Annotated in this window: 20 protein-coding genes and 7 tRNA genes; 8 read left to right on the top strand and 19 right to left on the bottom strand. The window is 67.2% G+C overall.

From position 1 onward, the window contains the following. Positions 1-69 precede the first annotated feature (69 nt). The 13 genes from HNQ52_RS12920 to HNQ52_RS12860 form a co-directional block, all read right to left on the bottom strand. The gene (locus HNQ52_RS12920) at positions 70-1983 is read right to left on the bottom strand and encodes a SurA N-terminal domain-containing protein (protein ID WP_183961574.1); all 1914 of its coding nucleotides are present in this window, start codon (positions 1981-1983) and stop codon (positions 70-72) included. A 143-nt stretch (positions 1984-2126) separates the two neighbouring features. Further along, positions 2127-2203: transfer RNA gene (locus HNQ52_RS12915), tRNA-Asp, on the bottom strand. Between the two features lie 21 nt (positions 2204-2224). Beyond that, positions 2225-2299, bottom strand: a tRNA-Val gene (locus tag HNQ52_RS12910). Between the two features lie 10 nt (positions 2300-2309). Next, a complete protein-coding gene (locus tag HNQ52_RS12905; protein ID WP_183961573.1) occupies positions 2310-2582 on the bottom strand; it encodes an HU family DNA-binding protein in 273 nt (90 codons plus the stop codon). Between the two features lie 274 nt (positions 2583-2856). After that, the gene (lon, locus tag HNQ52_RS12900; protein WP_183961572.1) at positions 2857-5328 is read right to left on the bottom strand and encodes an endopeptidase La; all 2472 of its coding nucleotides are present in this window, start codon (positions 5326-5328) and stop codon (positions 2857-2859) included. A 466-nt stretch (positions 5329-5794) separates the two neighbouring features. Next, positions 5795-7093 carry an ATP-dependent Clp protease ATP-binding subunit ClpX gene (gene clpX / locus HNQ52_RS12895; RefSeq protein ID WP_183961571.1) on the bottom strand — a complete coding sequence of 433 codons (1299 nt, stop codon included), beginning with the start codon at positions 7091-7093 and terminating at the stop codon, positions 5795-5797. Positions 7094-7219: 126 nt separating this feature from the next. Further along, positions 7220-7843: an ATP-dependent Clp endopeptidase proteolytic subunit ClpP gene (gene clpP, locus HNQ52_RS12890; RefSeq protein WP_183961570.1), complete on the bottom strand. Its 624-nt coding sequence runs from the start codon at positions 7841-7843 to the stop codon at positions 7220-7222. Positions 7844-7885: 42 nt separating this feature from the next. Next, the gene (tig, locus tag HNQ52_RS12885) at positions 7886-9193 is read right to left on the bottom strand and encodes a trigger factor (protein WP_183961569.1); all 1308 of its coding nucleotides are present in this window, start codon (positions 9191-9193) and stop codon (positions 7886-7888) included. Between the two features lie 46 nt (positions 9194-9239). Next, positions 9240-9324: transfer RNA gene (locus HNQ52_RS12880), tRNA-Leu, on the bottom strand. Between the two features lie 98 nt (positions 9325-9422). Beyond that, positions 9423-9498 (bottom strand) — tRNA-Lys (locus tag HNQ52_RS12875). A 90-nt stretch (positions 9499-9588) separates the two neighbouring features. Further along, a tRNA-His gene (locus HNQ52_RS12870) sits at positions 9589-9665 on the bottom strand. Positions 9666-9777: 112 nt separating this feature from the next. Then, a tRNA-Arg gene (locus HNQ52_RS12865) sits at positions 9778-9854 on the bottom strand. A 54-nt stretch (positions 9855-9908) separates the two neighbouring features. Further along, positions 9909-9985, bottom strand: a tRNA-Pro gene (locus HNQ52_RS12860). Between the two features lie 145 nt (positions 9986-10130). On the opposite strand from HNQ52_RS12860, the gene HNQ52_RS12855 reads away from it, so the two are divergent. Continuing rightward, on the top strand, positions 10131-10631 hold the full coding sequence (locus HNQ52_RS12855; protein WP_221282065.1) for a cupin domain-containing protein: 501 nt from the start codon (positions 10131-10133) through the stop codon (positions 10629-10631). A gap of 356 nt (positions 10632-10987) precedes the next feature. Here HNQ52_RS12855 and HNQ52_RS12850 read toward each other — a convergent pair whose 3' ends face one another. Next, positions 10988-11728 carry a TorF family putative porin gene (locus HNQ52_RS12850; RefSeq protein WP_183961568.1) on the bottom strand — a complete coding sequence of 247 codons (741 nt, stop codon included), beginning with the start codon at positions 11726-11728 and terminating at the stop codon, positions 10988-10990. Positions 11729-11925: 197 nt separating this feature from the next. Here HNQ52_RS12850 and HNQ52_RS12845 point away from each other — a divergent pair, with 197 nt between their 5' ends. The 4 genes from HNQ52_RS12845 to HNQ52_RS12830 all read left to right on the top strand — a co-directional run bounded on the left by HNQ52_RS12845 (position 11926) and on the right by HNQ52_RS12830 (position 16345). Next, a complete protein-coding gene (locus HNQ52_RS12845) occupies positions 11926-13086 on the top strand; it encodes a polyamine ABC transporter substrate-binding protein (protein WP_183961567.1) in 1161 nt (386 codons plus the stop codon). Positions 13087-13114: 28 nt separating this feature from the next. Then, entirely contained in the window at positions 13115-14263 is a 1149-nt protein-coding gene (locus tag HNQ52_RS12840) for an ABC transporter ATP-binding protein (protein ID WP_183961566.1), read from the top strand. 427 nt (positions 14264-14690) lie between these two features. After that, complete coding sequence (locus HNQ52_RS12835) at positions 14691-15542, top strand: ABC transporter permease subunit (protein WP_246387835.1); 852 nt, start codon at positions 14691-14693, stop codon at positions 15540-15542. Next, positions 15539-16345 (top strand): ABC transporter permease subunit, encoded by an 807-nt coding sequence (locus HNQ52_RS12830; protein ID WP_183961564.1) that lies wholly within the window; start codon positions 15539-15541, stop codon positions 16343-16345. Before HNQ52_RS12835 ends, HNQ52_RS12830 begins: the two co-directional genes overlap by 4 nt. A 13-nt stretch (positions 16346-16358) precedes the next feature. Here the strand turns inward: HNQ52_RS12830 and HNQ52_RS12825 are convergent, their stop codons facing one another. Beyond that, positions 16359-17003 carry a class I SAM-dependent methyltransferase gene (locus HNQ52_RS12825; protein ID WP_183961563.1) on the bottom strand — a complete coding sequence of 215 codons (645 nt, stop codon included), beginning with the start codon at positions 17001-17003 and terminating at the stop codon, positions 16359-16361. 134 nt (positions 17004-17137) lie between these two features. Between HNQ52_RS12825 and HNQ52_RS12820 the strand changes: the two genes are divergently transcribed. Continuing rightward, positions 17138-17566 carry a DUF6491 family protein gene (locus HNQ52_RS12820; protein WP_183961562.1) on the top strand — a complete coding sequence of 143 codons (429 nt, stop codon included), beginning with the start codon at positions 17138-17140 and terminating at the stop codon, positions 17564-17566. 13 nt (positions 17567-17579) lie between these two features. On the opposite strand, the gene rlmKL is transcribed toward HNQ52_RS12820, so the two are convergent. From rlmKL to HNQ52_RS12805, 3 genes are read right to left on the bottom strand one after another with little or no spacing between them, the layout of a single operon-like run. Next, positions 17580-19733 carry a bifunctional 23S rRNA (guanine(2069)-N(7))-methyltransferase RlmK/23S rRNA (guanine(2445)-N(2))-methyltransferase RlmL gene (rlmKL, locus tag HNQ52_RS12815; RefSeq protein WP_183961634.1) on the bottom strand — a complete coding sequence of 718 codons (2154 nt, stop codon included), beginning with the start codon at positions 19731-19733 and terminating at the stop codon, positions 17580-17582. Positions 19734-19753: 20 nt separating this feature from the next. Further along, positions 19754-20269 (bottom strand): YqiA/YcfP family alpha/beta fold hydrolase, encoded by a 516-nt coding sequence (locus HNQ52_RS12810; protein WP_183961561.1) that lies wholly within the window; start codon positions 20267-20269, stop codon positions 19754-19756. After that, positions 20266-20775, bottom strand: coding sequence for an MOSC domain-containing protein (locus HNQ52_RS12805; RefSeq protein ID WP_183961560.1), 510 nt, complete (start codon positions 20773-20775; stop codon positions 20266-20268). Before HNQ52_RS12805 ends, HNQ52_RS12810 begins: the two co-directional genes overlap by 4 nt. A gap of 58 nt (positions 20776-20833) precedes the next feature. Here HNQ52_RS12805 and HNQ52_RS12800 point away from each other — a divergent pair, with 58 nt between their 5' ends. Next, positions 20834-21412, top strand: a complete 579-nt coding sequence (locus HNQ52_RS12800; RefSeq protein ID WP_425486503.1) for an N-acetylmuramoyl-L-alanine amidase — start codon at positions 20834-20836, stop codon at positions 21410-21412. 6 nt (positions 21413-21418) lie between these two features. Here HNQ52_RS12800 and HNQ52_RS12795 read toward each other — a convergent pair whose 3' ends face one another. Beyond that, a complete protein-coding gene (locus HNQ52_RS12795) occupies positions 21419-22504 on the bottom strand; it encodes an acyltransferase family protein (protein WP_183961558.1) in 1086 nt (361 codons plus the stop codon). A gap of 393 nt (positions 22505-22897) precedes the next feature. On the opposite strand from HNQ52_RS12795, the gene tesB reads away from it, so the two are divergent. Further along, positions 22898-23770 (top strand): acyl-CoA thioesterase II, encoded by an 873-nt coding sequence (tesB, locus tag HNQ52_RS12790; protein WP_183961557.1) that lies wholly within the window; start codon positions 22898-22900, stop codon positions 23768-23770. The last annotated feature ends 2 nt before the right edge of the window (positions 23771-23772 follow it).

The following is a 23772-nucleotide window of genomic DNA, read 5'->3' as shown; positions in this document are numbered from 1 at the left end:
GTCACCGCGCGCGTCGTGTGGACATGCCTGCTGCAGAGCGGCCGCCGGGGCGGCCGACTCGCGGCATCGTCACAGACGCGTTTCGACCACTTCGATCTTCGCTTCCTTGCGCAACGCGTTGAGCAGTTCGATCGACTCGACGCCGCCGACCGCCTGCGCCAGCTGATCCTTCATCATCTGACGCATTGCCGCTTCGGTTTTCGACGGATCGCCGTCCTGCACCGCGGTCAGCACGATGATGGCGTGATCGCCGGACGCAAGCGTCGCGCTGCCGATCGAGGCCCCATCGGCCGCCGGATGCGGCAGCGCGAACGCGGCACGGGCGATGGCCGGGTCGACCGCGGCGCCGGTGCGGCCGACGGCGTCTGCCGTCTGCACCTCGATCGAGCGGTCCGCGGCCAACGCCTGCAGCGCGTCGAGCGACGTCACCGCGGCAAGCGATGCGTCGAGATCCTTCTGCGCGGCCGCATCGATGCGCTCGGCACGGATCGCGGCGATCACCTCGTCGCGCACCGCATCGAGCGGCTTGGTGGTGGCCGGCGTGTGCTCGGCCACGCGCAGGACCACGGCGTGGCCGGGCCCCAGGTCGACGATGTCGCTGACGTTGCCGTCCACCAGCACGCCATCGGAGAACGCGGCCTGCAGGACTTCCGGCCGCGCGGTGATGCCGGGCCCGCCGGCGCGCGTGAACGCGGCCGTGGTCTGCACCGGGAAGCCGAGTTCCGTCGATGCGGTGCCGAGCGTGGTCGGGTCGCGGTAGATGATGTCGACGAGCTTGCCGGTGAGGTCGCTGAAATGGCGCTCGCGCTCGCCGTCGAGGTATTCGCGTTCGAGCTCGGCCTTGACGTCGGCGAACGACTTGCCGGTTTCCTCGCGCACCTCGCGCAGCTGGATCACGTGCCAGCCGTCGGCGCTCTTGACCGGATCGCTGATCGTGCCCGGCTGCATCGCGAACAGGGCGGCGTCGAACGCGGGATCGGTGATGCCGCGCTCCAGCCAGCCGAGGTCGCCGCCGCCGGCCTTGGAGCCGATGTCGTCGGACGATTCCTTCGCGAGCGCGGCGAAGTCCGCGCCTTCGGCGCGTGCCTTGGCCGCGATGTCGGCGGCCTTGGCTTCCGCGGCCTTCTGCGCATCGGCGTCCGCGTTGGCGTCGACCTGCACCAGGATGTGCGACGCCAGGCGCTGCTCGGGTTCGACGAAGCGCGCCTTCTGCTCTTCGTAACGCTGCTGCAGGGTGGCCTCGTCGACGGTCTCGGCCACGTCGAGTTTTGCCGCTTCGATCTCGAGGTATTCGATCGACACCGTTTCCTCGCTCTGGTAGCGGTCGGCGTTGGCGTCGTAGTGCGCCTGGATGTCGGCGTCGGCGATCTCGCCGACCGCATCGTCGCCGGGGCGCGGCAACGTCACGTATTTGAACGAGCGGGTCTGGTCGCGCAGCGCGAGGTAGCGGTCGAGGTAGGCGTCGGTCACGAAGCCCGACTGCGCCACCTGGGTCGGCAGCGCGCGCGTGTTGAGGTCGCGGATCACCTCTTCCTCGAACGAGCGCGGCGTGCGGCCGGTGGCGGCGAGGGTCTGCACGTACTGCGCCGAATCGAAGCGCCCGTCCACCTGGAACGCGGGGATCGCGGCGATCTCGCGCTGCACCTGCGGCCCGCTGACCACCAGGCCAAGACGCGCGGAGGCCTGCTTGAGCAGTTCCTCGTTGATCATCTGGTCGAGCACCTGGCGCTTGGTCTCGGGCGACTCGAACTGCGTGGGGTCGTAGGCCTCGCCCATGCGCTGGCGCATCTGGGCGCGGTACTGGTCCATCTGGCGCAGGAACGCGTCCTGGCCGATCTCGGCATCGTTGACCTTGGCCACGTACGTGGCCACCGACGGCGAGAAATAATTCTCGACGCCAAAAAAGGCAAACGGAACGGCCAGCACGATCAGGATCGCAGCGGCGATCCACCCCTTGGTCTTGTCGCGCAGTGTCTGCAGCATCGATGGATTCTTCTGGTGGGTGGACCGGAGCGCCGATCTCCCTGCGGCGGTTCCGACCCCGGTCGACAGAGGGGACCGGAACGCACGCGTTCGGATCCCGCAAAAAACTGAGGGCGCCTGAAACTCAGGCGCCCTCGGTAGAGTGGCGGAGTGGACGGGACTCGAACCCGCGACCTCCGGCGTGACAGGCCAGCATTCTAACCGACTGAACTACCACTCCGCGCGTGACGCTTTGGGTGCCTGGTGGGTGCTGAGGGTTTCGAACCCCCGACCCTCTCCGTGTAAAGGAGACGCTCTACCGCTGAGCTAAGCACCCGGTGAGCAGACTAGTTTACGGCATCCTTCAGCGCTTTGCCAGCCTTGAACGAAGGATTTTTCGACGCCTTGATCTTGATGGTGTCGCCGGTCCGCGGATTGCGGCCGGTGCGCGCCGCGCGCTTGCGCACGACAAAGGTGCCAAAGCCGACGAGGGACACGCTGTCGCCCTTCTTCAGTGCCTTCTTGATCGTCTCGATGACTGCATCGACGGCGCGGCCGGCATCGGCCTTGGACAGTTCGGCTTCGGCTGACACCGCGCCAATGAAATCGGCTTTGTTCATTGTAATTGTCACTCCCAGATGCGAGATGGGGGTTCTCGCGAATTCATGCAGCCGGACGCGATCCTGTGTCGAGCGCATCGACGTACCGACCGACCGTGACGCGACACGGCCGAAGCCGTCTCGCGGTTGCGGCGATTTATACCAGCGGGGATACCCCCGCGCAACACGACTTTGTCAGGTTTGATGCGGGTTTCAGGCCTGTTTCAGGCCGTTGCGCGAAGACACATCCGCCCCGAGGGCCGAGGCGGATGCGCAGGTTTTGTCCGCCGCGCGCTCAGTGCGCACGCGGGGCCAAGGGCTCGTCGTCGCCGCGCTTGGGATCGACGGGGGCCTTGTCGGCCTCGCGCTCGCGCGGCAGCAGCGGCCGCACCAGCGCGATGTCGAGCACCTCGTCGATCCAGCGCACCGGGATGATCTCCATGCCCTGGGTGACGTTCTTCGGAATGTCGGCAAGATCCTTTCTGTTCTCCTCCGGGATGATCACCGTGCGAATGCCGCCGCGCAGCGCCGCGAGCAGCTTCTCCTTGAGCCCGCCGATCGGCAGCACGCGGCCGCGCAGCGTGATCTCGCCGGTCATCGCCACGTCCGCCTTCACCGGCACCTTCGACAGCGCCGATACGAGTGCGGTGGCCATTGCGATGCCCGCGCTCGGGCCGTCCTTCGGCGTCGCGCCTTCGGGCACGTGCACGTGGATGTCGTGCTTGTGGTGGAACTCGGTATCCAGGCCCAACCGTTCCGCACGCGCGCGCACCACCGACAACGCCGCCTTTACCGATTCCTGCATCACGTCGCCGAGCTTGCCGGTGTGCTGCAGGCCGCCCTTGCCGGGCATCAGCGTGGCTTCGATCTGCAGCAGGTCGCCGCCGACTTCGGTCCACGCAAGTCCGGTCACGAGGCCGACCTCGGCCTCTTCCTCGGCGCGTCCGAAGTCGTAGCGCCGCACGCCGAGGTAGTGGTCGATGTTCTTCGCGGTGATCTGGGCGCCGGTCGGCGCTGCCTTCTTCCTGCCCTTTTTGGGCGCGGCTGCAGGCGCCGGCTGCGGACCCGCGAGCGCAAGCTCCTTCACCACCTTGCGGCAGATCTTGGAGACTTCGCGCTCGAGGTTGCGCACGCCGGACTCGCGTGTGTAGTAGCGCACGATCTCGCGGATCGCATCCTCGTGCACGGTCACTTCCTCGGGTTTGAGGCCGTTGCTCTTCACCTGTTTGGGCACGAGGTAGTTCAGCGCGATGTTGACCTTCTCGTCCTCGGTGTACCCCGGGATGCGGATCACTTCCATGCGATCGAGCAGCGGGCCGGGGATGTTCAGCGAGTTGGCGGTGGCGACGAACATCACTTCGGAGAGATCGAGATCGACTTCGAGGTAGTGGTCGTTGAAGGTGTGGTTCTGTTCCGGATCGAGCACCTCCAGCAGCGCGCTCGACGGATCGCCGCGGAAGTCCATGCTCATCTTGTCGATCTCGTCGAGCAGGAACAGCGGATTCTTCGTGCCGATCTTGTTGAGGTTCTGGACGATCCGTCCCGGCATCGAACCGATGTAGGTGCGGCGGTGGCCGCGGATCTCGGCCTCGTCGCGCACGCCGCCCAGGCTCTGGCGCACGAACTTGCGGTTCGTCGCCTTCGCGATCGACTGGCCGAGCGAGGTCTTGCCGACGCCGGGCGGGCCGACGAGGCAGAGGATCGGACCCTTCATCTGCTTCACGCGCGACTGCACCGCGAGGTATTCGAGGATGCGTTCCTTGACCTTTTCCAGGCCGAAGTGATCCGCATCGAGCACGTCCTGCGCGGCCTTGAGATCGCGCCGCACCTTGCTGCGCTTCTTCCACGGCACGCCGACGAGCCAGTCGATGTAGTTGCGCACCACCGTGGCTTCTGCCGACATCGGCGACATCTGCTTCAACTTGTTGAGCTCGGTCTTGGCCTTGGCCTCGACCGCTTTCGGCATGCCGGCCGCGGCGATCTTGCGCGCGAGCTCTTCCTGCTCGTTCGGAGCCTCGTCGAGTTCGCCCAGTTCCTTCTGGATCGCCTTCATCTGCTCGTTGAGGTAATACTCGCGCTGGCTCTTCTCCATCTGCGACTTGACCCGGCCGCGGATGCGTTTTTCCAGCTGCTGCACGTCGATCTCGCCGTCGACGAAACCGATCAGCATTTCAAGTCGCGCACCCACTTCGATCGCCTCGAGCAGGGTCTGCTTGTCGGCAAGGCGGATGGCAAGATGCGCGGCGACGGTGTCGGCCAGACGCGACGGATCGTCGATACCCGAGAGCGTGGACAGCAGTTCGGGCGGGATCTTGCGGTTCATCTTGACGTACTGTTCGAACAGCGTCATCAGCGAACGCAGCGTGACTTCGAGTTCGCGCTCTTCGCGCTCGTAGCGCGGTTCGACCACCTCGCCGATGGCGGCCAGTGCGCCGTCCACCTCGTGGTAGCGCGAGATCGTCGCGCGCGACACGCCTTCGACCAGCACCTTGATGGTGCCATCGGGAAGTTTGAGCAGCTGCAGCACCTGCGCGACGGTGCCGACGTCGTAGAGATCGGCCGCGCCGGGATCGTCGGTCTCGGGACTTTTCTGGGCGACGAGCAGGATCTGCTTGCCGCCGTCCATGGCCGTGTCGAGGGCGCGCATCGATTTCTCGCGGCCGACGAACAGCGGGATCACCATGTGCGGGTACACGACCACGTCGCGCAGCGGCAGCACCGGCAGATCGATGGCTGCGACGGGTTCGCTGCCTGGGGCATTGGACATTGCGTTCTCCATGTCGGATCGGCGGCGAAACAGGCCCACCGAAAGCATCCTAGGTGGGGGGCGTTCGGCAACGTGCAAGGGTGAGGATACGTTAGGCGGACAGCATCGCGATGCAAGAATTGTTGCGGCGCGGAAGCGCTTGTTTTTGTTGGTTTTTGTTGCGCGGCGCAAGGGCGAAAACGGCGCCAGCATCGACTTTTTCCGACGCCAGCGAAGACGAAGCCATCCAGGATGGCGGCAGGCCTGGCTGCCCTTCCCCCTGCGGGAGAAGGTGGCCCGGCCGGGCCGGATAAGGGTCCGGACGGAGCAGGTTCGTCGCCCGCTTTATTGCAGAGCAGGCGACGAATGGGGCCGTTTTTCGTTGTGGGCGCTATGCGCCCGGATCGATCGAGGCCCGCTGTTTCGTCGGCGGCGCCACGCACCCTCCCCTCTCCCACAGAGAGAGGGGATCCAACCAAAGCCGGGGTTATTCCGACGCGGCCTTGGCGTGCGGCGCCGGTGCGCTCTGGTAGATCAGGTACGGATCGGCCGCCGTGTTGATGACGGCTTCGTCGACGACGACCTTGGTCACGTTCTCGAGCGACGGCAGCTCGAACATGGTGTCGAGCAGCACCGATTCGATGATGGTGCGCAGGCCGCGCGCGCCGGTCTTGCGCTTGAGCGCCTTCTGCGCGACCGCGAGCAGCGCGTCCGGGCGGAATTCGAGCTCCGCGCCTTCCATCTCGAACAGCTTGCGGAACTGCTTGGTGATGGCGTTCTTGGGTTCGGTGAGGATCTTGATCAGCGCGGCCTCGTCGAGCTCTTCCAGCGTCGCGACCACCGGCAGGCGACCGACGAATTCCGGAATCAGGCCGAACTTCACCAGGTCTTCCGGCTCGCAATCGGCCAGCAGCTTGCCGACGTTGGCCTTCTGCTTCTTGCTGCGCACGTCCGCGCCGAAGCCGATGCCGCCGGCTTCGAGCGAACGTTGCTGGATGATCTTCTCCAGGCCCGCGAACGCGCCGCCGCAGATGAAGAGGATGTTCTTGGTGTCGACCTGCAGGAATTCCTGCTGCGGGTGCTTGCGCCCGCCCTGCGGCGGCACGCTCGCCACCGTGCCTTCGATCAGTTTCAGCAGCGCCTGCTGCACGCCTTCGCCGGAGACATCGCGCGTGATCGACGGGTTTTCGCTCTTGCGCGAGATCTTGTCGATCTCGTCGATGTAGACGATGCCGGTCTGCGCCTTCTCGACGTCGTAGTCGCACTTCTGCAGCAGCTTCTGGATGATGTTTTCCACATCCTCGCCCACGTAACCGGCTTCGGTGAGCGTGGTGGCGTCCGCAATCGTGAATGGCACGTTGAGCAGCCGCGCCAGCGTTTCGGCCAGCAGCGTCTTGCCCGAGCCGGTCGGACCGACCATCAGGATGTTGGACTTCGACAGTTCGACGTCGTCGCCCTTGCCGCGCGTCTCGATGCGCTTGTAGTGGTTGTACACGGCCACCGACAGCGAACGCTTGGCGCGAGTCTGACCGATGACGTACTGGTCGAGCACGTCCATGATCTCGCGCGGCTTGGGCAGGTGGCTGCGCGAGGTGGCGGCCTTCTCCTCCAGCTCCTCGCGGATGATGTCGTTGCACAGCTCGACGCATTCGTCGCAGATGAACACGCTGGGGCCCGCGATGAGCTTGCGCACTTCATGCTGGCTCTTGCCGCAGAACGAGCAGTAGAGGATTTTTCCGTCGCCACCGCCGCTGCTGGTGCCGCGGGTCTGCCGTTCGTCGCTCATGCCTGAATCCTGGAACTCCCGATCGCTCGGGAGAATAGCGCCAAGACGGGCGAACGCCTAGCGCTCGCCCGGATCGGGTGGAAAATGAAGAGGTTGCGTCGAGAAACGGGCAAAAAACCCACTCGATCAGCCGGGTTTGACCGACTCGTCGGGACGCCGTTCGAGCACACTGTCGACCAGGCCATAGGCCTTGGCATCGAGCGCGCTGAGGAAGCGGTCGCGGTCGGTGTCCTGCGCGATGCGTTCCACCGGCTGGCCGGTGTGGTGCGCAAGAATGTGGTTCAGGCGCTCGCGCACGGTGAGGATTTCGCGCGCGTGGATGTCGAAGTCGCTGGCCTGACCCTGGAAGCCGCCGAGCGGCTGGTGGATCATCACGCGCGAATTCGGCAGCGCGTAGCGCTTGCCCTTGGCACCGGCCGACAGCAGCACCGCGCCCATGCTGGCCGCCTGGCCGATGCACATGGTGGAGACGTCCGGCTTGATGAACTGCATGGTGTCGTAGATCGCCATGCCGGCCGTGACCGAGCCGCCCGGGCTGTTGATGTAGATGTTGATGTCCTTGTCCGGGTTTTCCGACTCCAGGAACAGCATCTGCGCGACGATCACGTTCGCCATGTAGTCCTCGACCGGACCGACGAGGAAGATCACGCGTTCCTTGAGCAGGCGCGAGTAGATGTCGTACGCGCGCTCGCCGCGGCTGGTCTGTTCGACCACCATCGGCACGAGGTTCAGATTCTGGATGCTGCTCATTGCGTGGGTTCCTCGAAAAGTGTGCGCCGCGGGGTCAGGCTATCAGCCTGCCGCACCCGGACGCATCACTTCGTCGAAACTCAGCGTGCGGGTGTCGGCCTCGGCGTGGTCGGCGATCCAGTCGATGACCTGGTCTTCGACGACGCGGCTGCGCAGCCCGTCCATCAACTGGGGGTCGTTGCGGTAGAGTTCAACGACCTGCTCGGGCTCCTCGTACGTGGACGCGATGGTCGCGAGCATGTCCTGGAGGCGCGAGCTGTCCAAGCGGATGTTGTTCTGGCGCGCGAGCTCGCCGAGCAGCACCGCGGCCGCGACGCGCTTCTGCGCCACCGGACGCACGGCGTCGGGCGTCAGCTGCGGCGCCGGCTGGTTCTGCTGCTGGGCCTGCTGCTCGGCCTGGCGGATCAGTCCGCGGGCCTCGGCCTCGACCATGCGCGCGGGGAATTCGAGCGTGCTGTGCGCGTCGACGAGCTTTTCGACCACTTCGTTCTTCAGGCGCGCCATCAGCGCGGCCTTGAGTTCGCGTTCGAGGTTGGCCCGCACTTCCACGCGGAACCGCTCCAGACCGCCGTCGGCGATGCCGAACTGCTGCATGAACGCGTCGTCCAGCGCCGGAATGCTGGCCTCGGACACGCGCGACACCTTGACCTGCACCGTCGCCTGCTTGCCGGCGAGTTCGGGCACGCGGTAGTCGGCCGGGAAGGTGACGTCCAGCGCGCGGTCGTCGCCGGTGGACAGTCCGACGAGCTTCTGCTCGAGGTCCGCGAACAGCGCGTTCGAGCCTAGGATGGTGCCGCTGCGTTCCACGCCTTCGGCCGGCACGCGCACGTCGCCGGCGGTGGCGACCGACTCGAACATGACCAGGTCGCCGTCCTTCGCCGCGCGCTCGACGTTGTTCCACGTGCGGCGCTGCAGGCGCAGGGTTTCGATCATGCGGTCGATGTCGGCGTCGGTCACTTCGGCGATGGGCTTGACGATCTTGAGGCCGGACACGTCGATGGTGCCGATCTCCGGCATCACCTCGAAGGTGGCGACGTAGCGGAACTCGCCGTCCGCCGGCTGGCCGGTGGTTTCGATCGACGGCTGCACCGCCGGACGCAGGTTTTCCTGCTGCACCGCTTCGTTGAAGGAATCGCGGATCAGCTCGTTGAGGGCCTCGGACCGCACCTGCCGGCCGTAGCGCTGTTCGATGATCTTGGCCGGCACCTTGCCCGGGCGGAAGCCCTTGATGCGCACGTTCTGCGACAGGTCGCGCAGGCGCGTGCGGATGGTGCCTTCCAGGCGCTCAGCGGGGACGCTGACGGTGAGCTTGCGCTCGAGCTTGCCGACATTCTCAACCGAAACTTGCATCGTGACTCCCGAATCCCGCGGCGCGCGGGCATGACGTGTGATGAGGTGGTGCGAAAGGAGAGAATCGAACTCTCACGGGTTGCCCCGCTGGAACCTAAATCCAGTGCGTCTACCAGTTCCGCCACTTTCGCGCGACGGCACTCGCGACCAGTCCCGGCACAGGCGACCGGATGGACACGACGCGGGGCGGGCGACCGGGAGCGTGGAGCAAGACGCGGGGAGGACAAGATGGTGGGTCGTGTAGGATTCGAACCTACGACCTATTGATTAAGAGTCAACTGCTCTACCAACTGAGCTAACGACCCATCTTGTCGTGCAACGTCCCGGTGCCTCGGTCGCATGTTGCCGGCTGCCGCCGGAGCGACCGCAGCTGGGCATTATGCCGCAGCCCGGGATGGGGTGGAAGACGGGATTCGAACCCGCGACCCTCGGAATCACAATCCGATGCTCTAACCGACTGAGCTACATCCACCACAGGAAGTGTCCTGTTCCCTACAAGCCCGCGCCTCCGTGCACGGACGTTCCACGGAAAGGCGGGCCTGGACCCGCATTTCGTCACGCGATCCTCGCACACGCCGTTGCGTTGGCGCGCCCGACAGGAATCGAACCTGTAACCACCGGCTTAGAAGGCCGGTGCTCTATCCGGTTGAGCTACGGGCGCAGCGCCTCATGATAGCGCAGGCCTGCGGCCGCATCGGACCGGCGGACGCCGGCATGGTCGGGGTAGAGGGATTCGAACTCTCGACATCCAGCTCCCAAAGCTGGCGCTCTACCAGGCTGAGCTATACCCCGAGGGCCGATCCTCGCCCGTGGCCTGTCGCGCCGCGTCGAAGGGCCGACAATGGTACGGCGCAGCGGTCGCGGGCGTCAATCGGCCTTGTCTTGGCAGCAGCGTGGGGCGATGCTCCGGAGTCGAGCGTGAACAGGATGGGCCGGGTTGACTTCGATCGCACGCGACGCCGAGCGGGTGGCCGCACTGATCCGCACCCTCGATCTGGTGCCGCACCCGGAGGGCGGGTGGTTCCACCGCACCTTCCGTTCGGCCCATGAGGTGCGCCGCTCGACCGACCGCGCCCGCCGTGCGGCGCTGACCGCGATCCTCTACCTGCTGCCGGTCGATGGATTCAGCCGCTGGCACCGCGTGGCCGCGGACGAAACCTGGCATCACTACGAGGGCGCGCCGATCGACCTGCTGTCGCTCGATCCGGCCGGCGGCACCCTCGTGGTGCAGCAACTCGGCCCGGTGGCGGACAGCGCGCTGCCGCAGCGCACGGTGCCGGCCGGCCACTGGCAGGCGGCCCGGCCGCAGGGTGGGTACGCGCTGCTGGGTTGTTCGGTCGGACCGGGCTTCGATTTCAGGGATTACGACATGCTGGTCGACCAGCCCGAGCTTGCGCGGACGCTGCTCGGCGAGAGCGAGTTGCGCGGGCTGTTGTGACTTGAGGGTGCCCGCCGTCGCGTTACCGCAAAACAATCGGTTTCATTGCGGGAGCATGAGCGTCATGGACGCGTCGGCCTGGACGCGCGTTTGCACGCCTCGATTCCTTCTCCCTGCGGGAGAAGGGTGAGGCGGCTACCGCCGGCCGAACGCAGGCGGATGAGGGACGGGCGCTGCATCCTGGCTTCGGTTTCAGTGCAGCCGTTTGCACTCGACCGTTGGTCGGAACCAACACGCGGAAACCACGAGACGTCCGTCCCTCACCCGCCTGCCGGCACCCTCTCCCGGCGGGAGAGGGAACGCAATTCGCCGCGCCCGGAGCCATGCAACCGGCGTATCGGAACGCACCGTTCGCGTCAGAACTCCACGCCCACCATCAGGGCCACGCGGCCGTCGGCGAGGCTGGCATCGCCGAGGCCCTCGGCCAGCAGATCGCTGTAGCCGGAGGTGTCGGTGTACATCAGCGAGGCGGACACCGGGCCGAAGCCGCGCGACAGCGACACCATGTAGTCCTCGTAGCTGTCGTCGAGCGCGTCGTCCAGATCGTAGTGGCCGATGGCCGCGCCCAGCGCGAAGCCCGAATCGCCGAGCTCCCATTCGCCGGCGAGGTTGTAGTAGACCGCGCTGCCGCCCAGGTTGATGGCGTCGTCCGAGTACACCACGGTGGCGGTGTAGTTCTCGGCAAAGCCGAGTGCGGCGGAAAATTCGTTGAAGTTGTAGTCGTAGCCTTCGTTGTAGCCCGGATAGATCAGGCGGGTGAAGGTGAGGTCCAGGCTCAGCGTGTCGGTGAGATCGCCGGCCCAACCGACATAGGTGTCGAGTTCGTAATCGATGCCGTCGTCTTCGGCACCGGCGGGGGTGAAGTCCACCGTGGTCGCCCAGGCGCCGACGTAGAAACCGCTCTCGTGCGCGACGGAGAATTCGGCCTGGAACGCCGGATTTTCCTGTGTCTGCGACACGCCGCGCCAGACGTAATCGCTCAGCGCCCAGGCGCCGCCGCTGAAGGTGAAGGGCCCGGTGGATTCGTCGTCCTGCGCCAGGGCCGGCAGCGCCGGTACGCACAGCAGGAGGGCAAGCAGGGTCTTGGTCGGGCGCATGGCGGGGTCCGTGGTCGGTGATGGGGAAGAAAACGCAAACGGGGGCGCGGCGGGGCCGTGGCACGGCGCTACCTTACCCAAGCCCCCTGACGCGGACCAGCGCCCCGCGTGACGGGCGCCGCCGCATTGACTCGACGCGCCGTGCTCCCGAAGATGCGGAGCGCGGCGCCTGGCCGCGGACGCTTCGGGGACTTTCGATGACGACCTTGCGCCTGGGCCTGCTGGCCTCCTGTCTGCTGCTCGCCGCGTGCGGCGGCTCCTCCACGCCCGACGCCTCCGCGCCCGCCACCGGCGCCGCCGCACCCGCCCCGGCCGCGGCGAAGGCCGAGGACAAGGTGGTGCACGTGTACAACTGGTCCGACTACGTGGCCGAGGACACGATCGCGAATTTCACCGCGGAAACCGGCATCAACGTCGTCTACGACGTGTACGACGCCAACGAGATCCTCGAAGCCAAGCTCATGACCGGCGGCTCGGGCTACGACGTGGTGTTCCCGAGCGCGCGGCCGTTTGCCCAACGGCAGATCGCCGCGAAGGTGTACGCGCCGCTCGACAAGGCCAGGTTGCCGCACTGGAACAACCTCGACACCACGCTGCTGTCCGGCCTCACCGATGTCGATCCCGGCAACGCGCATGTCGCGCCGTACATGTGGGGCACCACGGGCTTGGGCATCAACGTGGCGAAGGTGAAGGCCGCACTCGGCGACGACGCGCCGCTCGATTCGTGGGCGCTGCTGTTCGATCCTGCGAATGCGGAGAAACTCGCCAGGTGCGGCATCGGCATGCTCGACGACGAACAGGAAGCCTTCGCGGCGGCCCTGCTGTCGCTCGGGCGCGATCCGAACGCGCACGGCGGCGACGAGACCGACGCGGTGAAAGCCGCCTACGCCAAGATCCGCAAGCACATCCGCTATTTCAATTCGTCGAAGTACATCGACGACCTGGCCAACGGCGACCTGTGTCTCGCGGTCGGTTACTCGGGCGACGTGTTCCAGGCACGCGACCGTGCCGAGGAAGCGGAAAACGGCGTCGAACTCGCCTTCGTCATCCCGAAGGAAGGCGCCGTGCGCTGGTTCGACCTGATGGCGATCCCGAAGGACGCGCCGCACCCGAACAACGCACACGCCTTCATCGACTACCTGCTGCGGCCCGAGGTGATCGCGAAGGTGAGCGACTACGTCGGCTACGCCAACGCCAACACGAACGCCACCCCGCTGCTCGATCCGGAGCTCGCCGGCAACCCCGGCGTGTATCCGCCGGCGGACGTGGTGGCCAAGCTCGTCGACCCGGCGTCGCTGCCCGAAGACCTGCAGCGCGAACGTGTGCGCGCGTGGACATCGATCAAGAGCGGCCAGTGATCCGCGCGGCCAGCGGCGCACGCCAAGCATGAGCACCGTCATCCGCGGCCCCGCCGCCGTCGAACCGTGGCGCGATCCGAATGCGCGCCCGTTCGTGCGCATCCAGAACGTGACCAAGACCTACGGCAAGGTCTACGCCTGCGACGACGTCTCGCTCGACATCTACCAGGGCGAGCTGTTCGCGCTGCTCGGCGGCTCGGGCTCGGGCAAGAGCACGCTGCTGCGCGTGCTCGCGGGTTTCGAGAAACCGGACCGCGGCACGGTGCTGATCGACGGTGTCGACGTCGGCGACCTGCCGCCGTACGAACGCCCGGTCAACATGATGTTCCAGAGCTACGCGCTGTTCCCGCACATGACGGTGGAGCAGAACATCGCGTTCGGCCTCAAGCAGGACCGCATGCCGGCCGCGCAGATCCGCGAACGCGTGGCGCAGATGCTGGAGCTGGTGCAGATGCCCGAGCTCGGCAGGCGCAAACCGGACCAGCTCTCGGGCGGACAGCGGCAGCGCGTCGCGCTCGCGCGTGCGCTGGCGAAGCAGCCGAAGATCCTGCTGCTGGACGAGCCGCTCGGCGCGCTCGACAAGCGCCTGCGCGAGCACACGCAGTTCGAGTTGATGCGCATCCAGGAGAGTGTCGGCACCACCTTCATCATGGTGACGCACGATCAGGAAGAAGCGATGACGATGGCCTCGCGTCTGGCGGTGATGGACCACGGTCGCATCGTGCAGGTGTCGACGCCGGCGGCGCTGTACGAGTATCCGGCGACGCGCTTCGTGGCGGAGTTCATCGGCGCGGTGAACATCTTCGACGGCCGCGTCGCATCGCAGGACGCGGTGGCCGGCACCGTGCGCGTGGCCTGCGATGCGCTCGGCGGCGAGATCCTCGCGCGGCACGCCGATCCGATCCCGGTGGGCACGCAGGTCAGCGTGGCCGTGCGCCCGGAGAAGATCGACGTGCACGAGGAAGCGCGGCCGACGGCGGACAATGTCGCGCACGGCAAGGTGGTCGAGATCGCGTATCTCGGCGACGTGTCTATCTACCAGGTGAAGACCGACAGCGGCGCGATCATCCGGGTGCAGGAGACACACGTCGCGCGCAGCTCGGAGCCGCATTACGAGTGGGACGACATGCTTTATCTGACGTGGGACGCGAGTTCCGCGATCGTGTTGCCGACGTGATGTTTCTGACCGCGCTGGCTGTCTCTTCGCGATTTCAAGCTGGTGACCCATCATCACCGCTGACGGAACGCTGCGACTCTCCAAGCATGTCATTCCCGCGAATGCGGGAATCCAGTGACTTTGCTTGGTGTACGCCTTTGTTCCTCGGCACGGACAAGAAGAGTCACTGGATTCCCGCATGCGCGGGAATGACGGCTCGGGGTGTCGCGGGCACGCGAACAACGCGGAGCGACGCACCTCTCGCACCCAGCCTTTGCTCGCATTCGCCCGCGCAGGCCCGCGCATGAACACCTCGCGCCGCACCACCACGCCCGACGGCGCCGTTCCGTTCTGGAACGAATTCATCCGCAACCTGTTCCGCTGGTTCAGCGCGGTCGGCGAGGAGTTCCGCACGCACCGCGGGCGGTTCCTCGTCAGCGCGATCCCGATGCTGTGGCTCGGTCTGTTTTTCCTCGTGCCCTTCCTCATCGTGCTCAAGATCAGTTTCGCGAGTGCGGTGTTCGGCCAGACGCCGCCGTACACGCCGCTGTTCCAGCCGAGCGAAGATGGCATCCTCGCGTTCCGCATCACGTGGGCCAACTACGCGGCGCTGCTCGGCGACCGCCTCTACGTCACCGCGTATCTCAACTCGCTGCTGTTCGCGAGCGTCTCGACCGCGATCGCTCTGACGATCGGCTATCCGATTGCGTACGGCATCGCGCGCGCGACGCCGGTGTGGCGCATGGTGCTGCTGGTGGGCGTGATCCTGCCGTTCTGGACCAGCTCGCTGCTGCGCACCTACGCCATGACCGGCATCCTCAAGGGCAACGGCCTGCTGAACCAGGTGCTGCAGGGCCTGGGTCTGATCCACGAGCCGCTCGAGATCCTGTACACCAACACCGCGGTGTACATCGGCATCGTCTACAACTACCTGCCGTTCATGATCCTGCCGCTCACCGCCAACCTCATGCGGCTCGATTTCAAGCTGCTCGAAGCGGCGGCGGACCTGGGCGCAAAACCGTGGCAGGGGTTCCTGCGCATCACGCTGCCGCTGTCGATGCCGGGCATCATCGCGGGCGCGCTGCTGGTCTTCATTCCGGCGGTCGGCGAATTCGTGATTCCCGACATTCTCGGCGGCCCGGACGCGATCACCATCGGCCGCGTGCTGTGGACCGAGTTCTTCTCCAACCGCGACTGGCCGCTCGCGTCCGCCGTGGCGGTGGCGATGCTGCTGCTCATCGTCACCCCGACCCTGATCTTCGAGTACGTGGAAAACAAGCGCGAGCGTGAAGGCCGATGAACCGCAAGCCATTCCTGCTCTACACCGCGATCGCGTTCGGTTACGCGTTTCTCTACATCCCGATCATCTCGGTGGTGGTGTATTCGTTCAACAAGTCGCGCCTGGTCACGGTGTGGGGCGGCTTCTCGACGCAGTGGTACGGCAAGCTGTTCGAAAACCAGCAGATCCTCGACGCGGCGCAGCGCAGTTTCGCCATCGCGGCGCTGTCGGCGACGTTTGCCGTGGTCATCGGTACCGCGTCGGGGCTCGCGCTGGCGCGCTTCGGGCGGTTTCCCGGACGCGGCCTGCTGTCGCTGATGAATTCGGCGCCGCTGGTGATGCCCGAGGTGATGCTCGGTCTCTCCGGCCTGCTGCTGTTCGTGAGCCTTCAGCACCTCGTCGGCTGGCCGCAACGCGGCATGACCACGATCATGCTGGCGCACATCACGTTCACCGCGTGCTACGTGACGGTGGTCGTACGTTCGCGCCTGACGCAGATGGACCAGAGTCTGGAAGACGCCGCGATGGACCTGGGTGCGCGGCCGTGGAAGGTGTTTTTCCTTATCACGCTGCCGCTGATCGCACCGGCACTGCTCGCGGGGTGGCTGCTCGCGTTCACGCTGTCGCTGGACGATCTGGTGATCGCGAGCTTCACGTCCGGGCCGGGTGCGAGCACGCTGCCGATGGTGGTCTATTCGAAGGTGAAGCTCGGCGTGACGCCGGAGATCAACGCGCTGGCCACGCTGATCGTGTGCATCGTGACGGCGGCGGTGACGATCGCCGGCGTGCTGCTGCACCGGCAGAACAGGCGCGCCCGCGCCTGAGCGGCCGCGGGCGTCAGGGCGTGCGCATCGAGCGCGGCTTGAGCCCGCGCGACTTGTGGCGGGTGTACACGTACACAGTGGCCGGCGGCATGTTGCGCCACGCAACGCCGGCCCGCCGCACGCCCAGGCCAAGCGTTTCGAGCACTTCCTTGGCCACCGGCGAGGTCGGGCCGTAGGTGAACTGCACGAAGCGTCCCTCCGGGCCGAGCACGCCGAACGCGGCTTCGAGGATGGACTGCTGCAGCGGCCGCGGCATCGACAGCAGGCCCAGACCGGACACCACGGCGTCGGCCGGCCCGCCGTCCGAGTAGCCCGAGCGCTGCGCGATGTCCACCAGCTGGCGGGCATCGCCGCACACCACATGCGCGGCCGGGAAACGCCGGCGCAGATGCTGGTGCAGTTCCTCGTTGAGCTCCAGCACCAGCAGGTCGGCCGGCGCGATGCCGCTCTTGAGCAGGGCGCGGGTGAACACGCCGGTGCCGCCGCCCAGTTCCACCACGCGGCGCGCGCCGGGCGGCAGCTCCTCGATCATCAGTTCGGCCAGACGCTGGCTCGACGGCGAAATCGCCGCGATCGACAGCGGGTGCTTGAGCCACTGCCGGAAGAAGGTCCAGCGCTCGTCGTCCTTGCGCAGGAGATGACTGATGCGTCGCTGCATGGTGGACACGATTCCGGTGGATGACGGCGTATGGAAGGCCGCACCGCATGAACGCAAGGCGACCGCGTGCGACGAACGCGCACCCGCAGCCGTCGGACCGGGCAAGAATGTCCGCACCCCGGCAGGAGGTCAATATGACAAAGGCACTGCGTCACTTCGGCCTGGCACTGGTCGCGCTCGGCGCCGCGGGCATGGCGGGCGCGACCGAAGGCACGCCCGCGGCCCCGCTGCGGCCGCTGTCCGAATGCCTGGATCCGACCCAGGCCCGCGGCTGGGCCATCGTCGAACCGGACGCGATCGTGGTGGACGCGGGCAGGCGCAAGTTCCTGCTGCGGTTCGGCGCAAGTTGCCCGGAACTGGAGTGGACGACGCGCCTGCAATTCCGCACCGCGGGCGGCAGCAACCGCCTGTGCGGTTACGCACGCGAAGCGGTGTTGCCCGAGTCGCGCGGCGGGCTGGCGATTCCGTGCACGCTGCGCTCGATCGAATCGATCGATGCGGAGCGCTATCGCGCGCTGACATCGCCTGACGACGACACCGACGCCCAAACGCCCGTCGATTGATCCGCCGCGCGCCTCAGCGCGCGCGGATCTCCCACGCGCCGTGGATGCGCGGATTGCGCGAAAAATCCGGCGGAATCGTTTTCGGCGTGATCTCGACGACCGCAAATTCGTCGCCGAGCACGGGATCGAGCCTGAATCGACGGAAATTGTTGGAAAACAGCAGCAAGCCACCGAACGACAGTCGCGCCATGCAGGCGCGGATCAGGTCCACATGCTCGCGCTGCAGGTCGAAATCGGCGGCGCGCGCCGAATTGGAGAACGTCGGCGGATCGCAGAAGATCAGATCGTACTCGCCGCGCTCGGCGCGCAGCCACGGCAGCACGTCGGCCTGCACGAGACGATGCTCGCGGCCACCCAGACCGTTCAGGGCAAGATTGCTCGCCGCCCATTCCAGATAGCTTGCGGACAGATCCACGCTGGTGGTGGTCGCGGCGCCGCCGACCCCGGCCTGCACGCTCACCGCGCCGGTGTAGCAGAACAGGTTCAGCACGCGGCGATCGCGCGCCTCCGCAGCGATGCGTGCGCGCAGCGGCCGATGATCGAGAAACAGACCGGTGTCGAGGTGGTCGAACAGGTTGACGCGCAGCGTCGCGGCGCCCTCGCGCACGCGCAGGAACTCGCCGCGTCGTTCCGACCGCGCATACTTCGAACCGCCCTTGCCGCGCTGCCGCGTCTTGATCGCCACGCGATCGCGCGGCAGCTCGAACACCTGCATCGCCGCGAGCAGCAGATCCTGCAGGCGCTGGCGCGCGGTCTCCTCCGGAATGCTCGCGGGGGCCTGGTATTCCTGCACGTGCAGCCAGAGGTCGCCACGTGGATCGAGGGCGTCGTCGGCGTCGGGGGCGCCGCGGTAGACGTCGATCGCCGCCGCGTATTCGGGCAGGTCGGCATCGTAGACGCGGTAACAGGTGACGCCTTCGCGCTCGCGCCAGGATTTCAGCGTGCGCAGGTTCTTGCGCAGCCGGTTCGCGACCATCTGCGCGTTGTCCGACAGCACTTGCGGGGTGTGCGTGGCAACGCGCCCGGGTTCGATGCGATCGATCCGCAGCAGCTCGCATTTGAGCGCGCCGTTGTACAGGGTGTAGCGCTTCGCGGCGCTCAGGCCCAGCGCCCGCGTGAGTTGCGCATCGGCACTGAGCACGGCGGCGTGCCAGCCGGCGAACCCGCGTTTGAGCGCGGCGCCGAGTTCGCGGTACAGCGTGGCGTCGGCGGCGAGGCGCTCGTCGTACGGCGGGTTGCACACCACCAGGCCCGCACTTGCGCCGGGCGGTGGCGCAAGGTCGGCGACGGCGCGCGTTTCCACGTGCAGCGCGGCCGCGACGCCGGCCGATTCCGCGTTGCGCAGCGTCACGCGCACCGCGTCCGGATCGATATCGAACCCGAAAAAACGCGGCGTCAGCGCGGCGACGCCACGTTCGGCACGCTCGCGCGCTTCGCTGCGCAGGCGCTGCCAGACCTCGGGATCGTGCCCGCCCCAGCGCTGGAAGCCGAAGTAGTCGCGCTGCAGGCCCGGCGCAATGTCGGCGGCGTAACGCGCGGCCTCGATCAGCAGCGTGCCCGAGCCGCACACCGGGTCCACCAGCACGCCGCCGTCGGCCAGCATCTGCTGCAGACCCGCGCGCAGCAGCACGGCGCACGCGAGTGTCTCCTTCAGCGGCGCGGCCACCTGCTCCACGCGCCAGCCGCGGCGGTGCAGGCTGTCGCCGGAGAGATCGATGCTGAGCGTGGCCTTGTCGCGCCGCACGCTGAGGTTGATGCGCACGTCCGGCTGCATTGTGTCGACCGACGGCCGCTCGCCCTGGCGCGCGCGGAACTGATCGACGATGGCATCCTTCACGCGCTGCTCGACGTAGCGCGCGTGCGTCAGCCCGGAGGCGAACAGGTTGGCATCCACCGCAAGCGTGCCGTCCGATTCCAGATGCTGCCACCAATCGACCGCCGACACCGCCGCGTATAGCGACGCGTCGTCGGGCGCATCGAACGTGTGGATCGGCAGCAACACGCGGCTCGCCAGACGCGACCACAGACACGCCCGGTAGCCGGTTTCGAGCGTGCCTTCGAACGCGACGCCGGCCAGCGCTTCGCGCACGTCCAGCGCGCCAAGATCGCGCAGCTCGTCGACCAGCAAATACTCGAGGCCTTTCGCGCACGTGGCAAAAAAGCGCAGCGGTGCGGCGGGCATGTCGGTCACTGCAGGCGCGCCAGGAAGCGGCCGAACTCCTGCGCCACGAAGTCGACATGCGCGCTGAGACGATGATCGTCGTCGACGAGGATCAGGTGGTCGCTCCGCATCTTCGACCAAAGCACGACATCCGCCGCGGGAATGAGTTCGTCGTGCCAGCCGTGGATCACGGTGGTGGGCAGATTGCGCGCCGCGAGCGTGGTCGGATACCCCGGCAACGCGATCGGTGGTGCCATCAGGAACAGCCCGATGCAGTCGACTTCGAGCGTGGCCAGCGCCGAGATGTAGGCACCCATGCTGGAACCCGCGAGCACCAGCGGCTGCGGTGCGGCGTGTGCGGCATCGACGAGGCGGCGCACACGCGAGGACACCTCGCGGATGTCGCGCGTGGCGTCGATGTCGCGGTAGTCGAGCCGCTCGCTCGTCCAGCCCATGGTCTGGGCGACCTTCGCCATCGCGCTGACCTTGGTGGCGTCCGGACTGCTGTCCAGTCCGTGCGAAAGTATGCAGTGGCCGATCATTGGGATCCGATGTCGTCGAGCGCGACGACGGCATCGCCGACGCGAAAGGTGCCGCCTTCGAGCACGCGTGCGCACAGGCCGCCGTGGCCGCGCATCGCGTTGTAGCCGCCGTCGCCGAGCGCGATCTCCATCTTCGAACACGGATCGCACGGCCCGGTGCCTTCGAGCAGCGCGCCGCCGAGGCGGAAACGCCGGCCCTTGAGCGCGAGCAGCGGCAGGCCGGACACCACCACGTTGCGCCGCAGCTGCGCCGGCATCACCGCCGGGAGGCCGGCGAGCGCCGCGATCACCGGCAGATGCTCGGCCTGGATCAGCGTCACGCTGCGCTTGCCGCTGCCGCCGCTGTAGCGATCGCCGTCGAGGCCCGTGCGCGGTGCCGCGATGGCAGTGTCCAGGGCACGCATCGGCACCTCGCGCGCCGGTCGCACGCCGATCCAGTCGACCCGCCCCGCGCGCGGAAACCGCGCCATCATCACGCCCAGCGTGGAGTCTGGCGGCGGCAACATTCTCTGGCTCCGGGCTCGGCGCGGATGGAAAAACGGACGCGATGGTAGCATGCGGCCGATGCCGACCCCGCCGATATCCGCAGCGCCCGAGGCCATCGAAAGCTGGCCGCTGCCGTATGTGGACCGGCTCGATGCACGCGCCGCGGAGACGATCGACCTCGTCGTCATCCACTGCACCGAGCTGCCGGATCTGGCCATGGCGCGCGACTATGGCGAGCGCGTGCTGTACGACGCGGGCACCGGCAACAGCGCACATTTCTACGTCGATCGCGACGGCCGCGTGTCGTGCTTCGTGCCGCCCGCGCGCATCGCGCACCACACGCGCGGCTACAACGCGCGTTCGATCGGCATCGAACTGGTCAACACCGGTCGCTACCCGGACTGGTTCGACTCGCGCCGCCAGGCGATGGCCGAACCGTATCCGGACATGCAGATCGATGCGCTGAGCGCGCTGCTGCGGCGCCTGGCGGCGGAGTACCCGTCGCTGCGCGACATCGCCGGCCACGAGGACCTCGACACGGCACAGGTGGCGGCCAGCGACGATCCGTCGCTGCAGGTGTTCCGCAAGCGCGACCCCGGCCCGCGGTTTCCGTGGGCGCGCGTGCTCGCCGCGATGCCGCTGCGGCGCGTGCCGTGAGCCGGGTCAGGCCTTCGCCACGCCCATGCGGTCCTTGATCGCGAGGAACGGCCGCTCGATGTAACGGTACGACAGCATCGCGATCGCAAACGTCAGCGGCACGCCGATGCCCGCCACCCAGGCGTCGGTGAGGCCGAGTCCGAAACGCAGGACGTTGTAGATCGGGAAATGCCACAGGTACAGCCCGTAGCAGATACGCCCGAGGAAGACGAGCGGCGGCAGTTCGAAGACGCGATGCGCGAGCGTGCGCTGCGGCAGCACCAGCGCGGCGACAAGCACCGCCGACACGCACGCGAACAGCGTGCTGCCGCCGGCATACATCCAGCGCATCTGCCACTGCAGCGTGTAGCCGGCGACCAGCAGCACGATCACGGCCGGCAGCGCCGCCGCGCGACAGACGCGCTGCACCGCCGCGTTGTCGCGCACCTGCGGCAGCGCGAGTGCCAGGCCCAGCGCACAGCCGATCAGCAACGCGTCCGCGCGCGTGTCGGTGCCGTTGTAGAGCCGCTCGATCGGTGCGCCGTCGAACGTGAGCCAGCTGCGCCACAGCGCGAACGCGAACGCCGCGCAGAGCACGATCGAGACCGTGCGCAAACGCAGCCCGCTCCACCGGAGCAGGCCCGCCAGCAGCAGCGGCCACAGCAGGTAATACTGTTCCTCGATCGCCAGCGACCAGGTGTGCCCGAGAAATTGCGGCATCTCCAAGCCGAACGCGCGCGTCCAGTTCGACACGTACAGACCGGCGACGAGCGCCTGCCGCAGGTGCCCGGCGGTGTCGTCGAGGAACACGGCAGCCACGCAGAAGGCTGCGATCATCGCGTAGAAGGCCGGAAACAGGCGCAAGGCGCGGCGCGCGTAGAACTTGGCGAAACCGATTTCGCCGCTGCGTCCCCATCCCTTGAGCAGCAACGAGGTGATGAGGTACGCGCTCATCAGGAAAAACGTGTCCATGTACACGAACGAACCCGGGCACCAGGCCTCGCGCACGTGCGCTGCCATCACGCCCAGGGTCATGGTGCCGCGCAGACCGTCGAGCCCGGCGTGGTAGCCGAGCGGATAGCGATTGGGATTGTCGCGCAGGAAGGAAAGCAAGGCGGGACGCGCGCGGCGGGGCTGGCGGCGAGTCTAGTGGGAAGTTCGGGCGGGCGGTGGGACGTGCGGTGGGTGGCGGGAAGTCCGGCCGGCGACACGCGCGGCGCTTTTCCTTCTCCCCGCGGGAGAAGAGCCTGCCCCGGGCGTGATCCGGGGTGCCCGGAGGGCGGATGAGGGACTTGTATTCCGAAATGATTGGTGCGTTGGTTTGGCACAAGAAGGCGTGCGTCGCTTCCAAGCTGCGTGGTCGTCGATCCTGGCGCCTTTCCCTCATCCGCCTTCGGCACCTTCTCCCGGGGGGAGAAGGAACAGCGGCGCGGGACCGGTCGAAAACACGTCGCAGCCGACGCGGTCCGTATAATCCGGCGCTGATCGACACTCCGGACCCGCCCCTTGCAACAGATCGTCACCGAACTGCTGGACCTGCTGCGCCTCGAACGCCTGGAAGACAACCTGTTCCGCGGCCAGAGCCGCGATATCGGCACGCGCTACGTGTTCGGCGGGCAGGTGCTGGGGCAGGCGCTGTCGGCCGCGCAGCAGACCGTCGATCCGGTGCGCCGCGCGCACTCGCTGCACGCATACTTCCTGCGCGCCGGCGATATCGAGCATCCCATCGTCTACGACGTCGACCGCACCCGCGACGGCGGCAGTTTCTCGGTCCGGCGCATCACAGCGATCCAGCACGGCAAGCCGATCTTCTTCCTTGCCACGAGCTTCCAGGAACCCGAACCGGGCGCAGAGCACCAGCTGTCGATGCCCGAGGTGCCGATGCCCGAGGACCTGCCGCCGCTCACCCTCACCGAAGAAGCCATCGACAAGCTGCCGGCCAAGGCGCAGCGCTGGCTGACGAAGGAAGGTCCGTTCGAATTCCGCCACGTGTACCCGCGCGACGAGCTGCACCCGGTGAAACGTCCGCCGTACCAGCAGGTGTGGTTCCGCCTCGTGGATCGCATCGGCGACGATGCCACGCTGCATCTGTCGCTGCTTGCGTACGCGTCGGATTTCCATCTCATCGGCACCACGACGCTGCCGCACGCGATCTCCTACCTGCAGCCGAACGTGCAGATGGCGAGCCTGGATCACGCGATGTGGTTCCATCGCGCGCCGCGCGTGGACGAGTGGCTGCTGTATGCCTGCGACAGCCCGAGCACGCAGCAGTCGCGCGGGCTCGCGCGCGGCAGCATCTACACCCGCGACGGCGTGCTGGTAGCGTCCACGGCGCAGGAAGGACTGATCCGCGTGCTGCCCGGCGGCGAGGCAGGCTGACC

It is taken from the genome of Chiayiivirga flava (genome assembly GCF_014202825.1).
In the GTDB taxonomy this organism is placed as follows: Bacteria; Pseudomonadota; Gammaproteobacteria; order Xanthomonadales; family Xanthomonadaceae; genus Chiayiivirga; species Chiayiivirga flava.
Note: the sequence above shows the minus strand (reverse complement) of the source record. Positions and strands in the feature narration are given on the sequence as shown.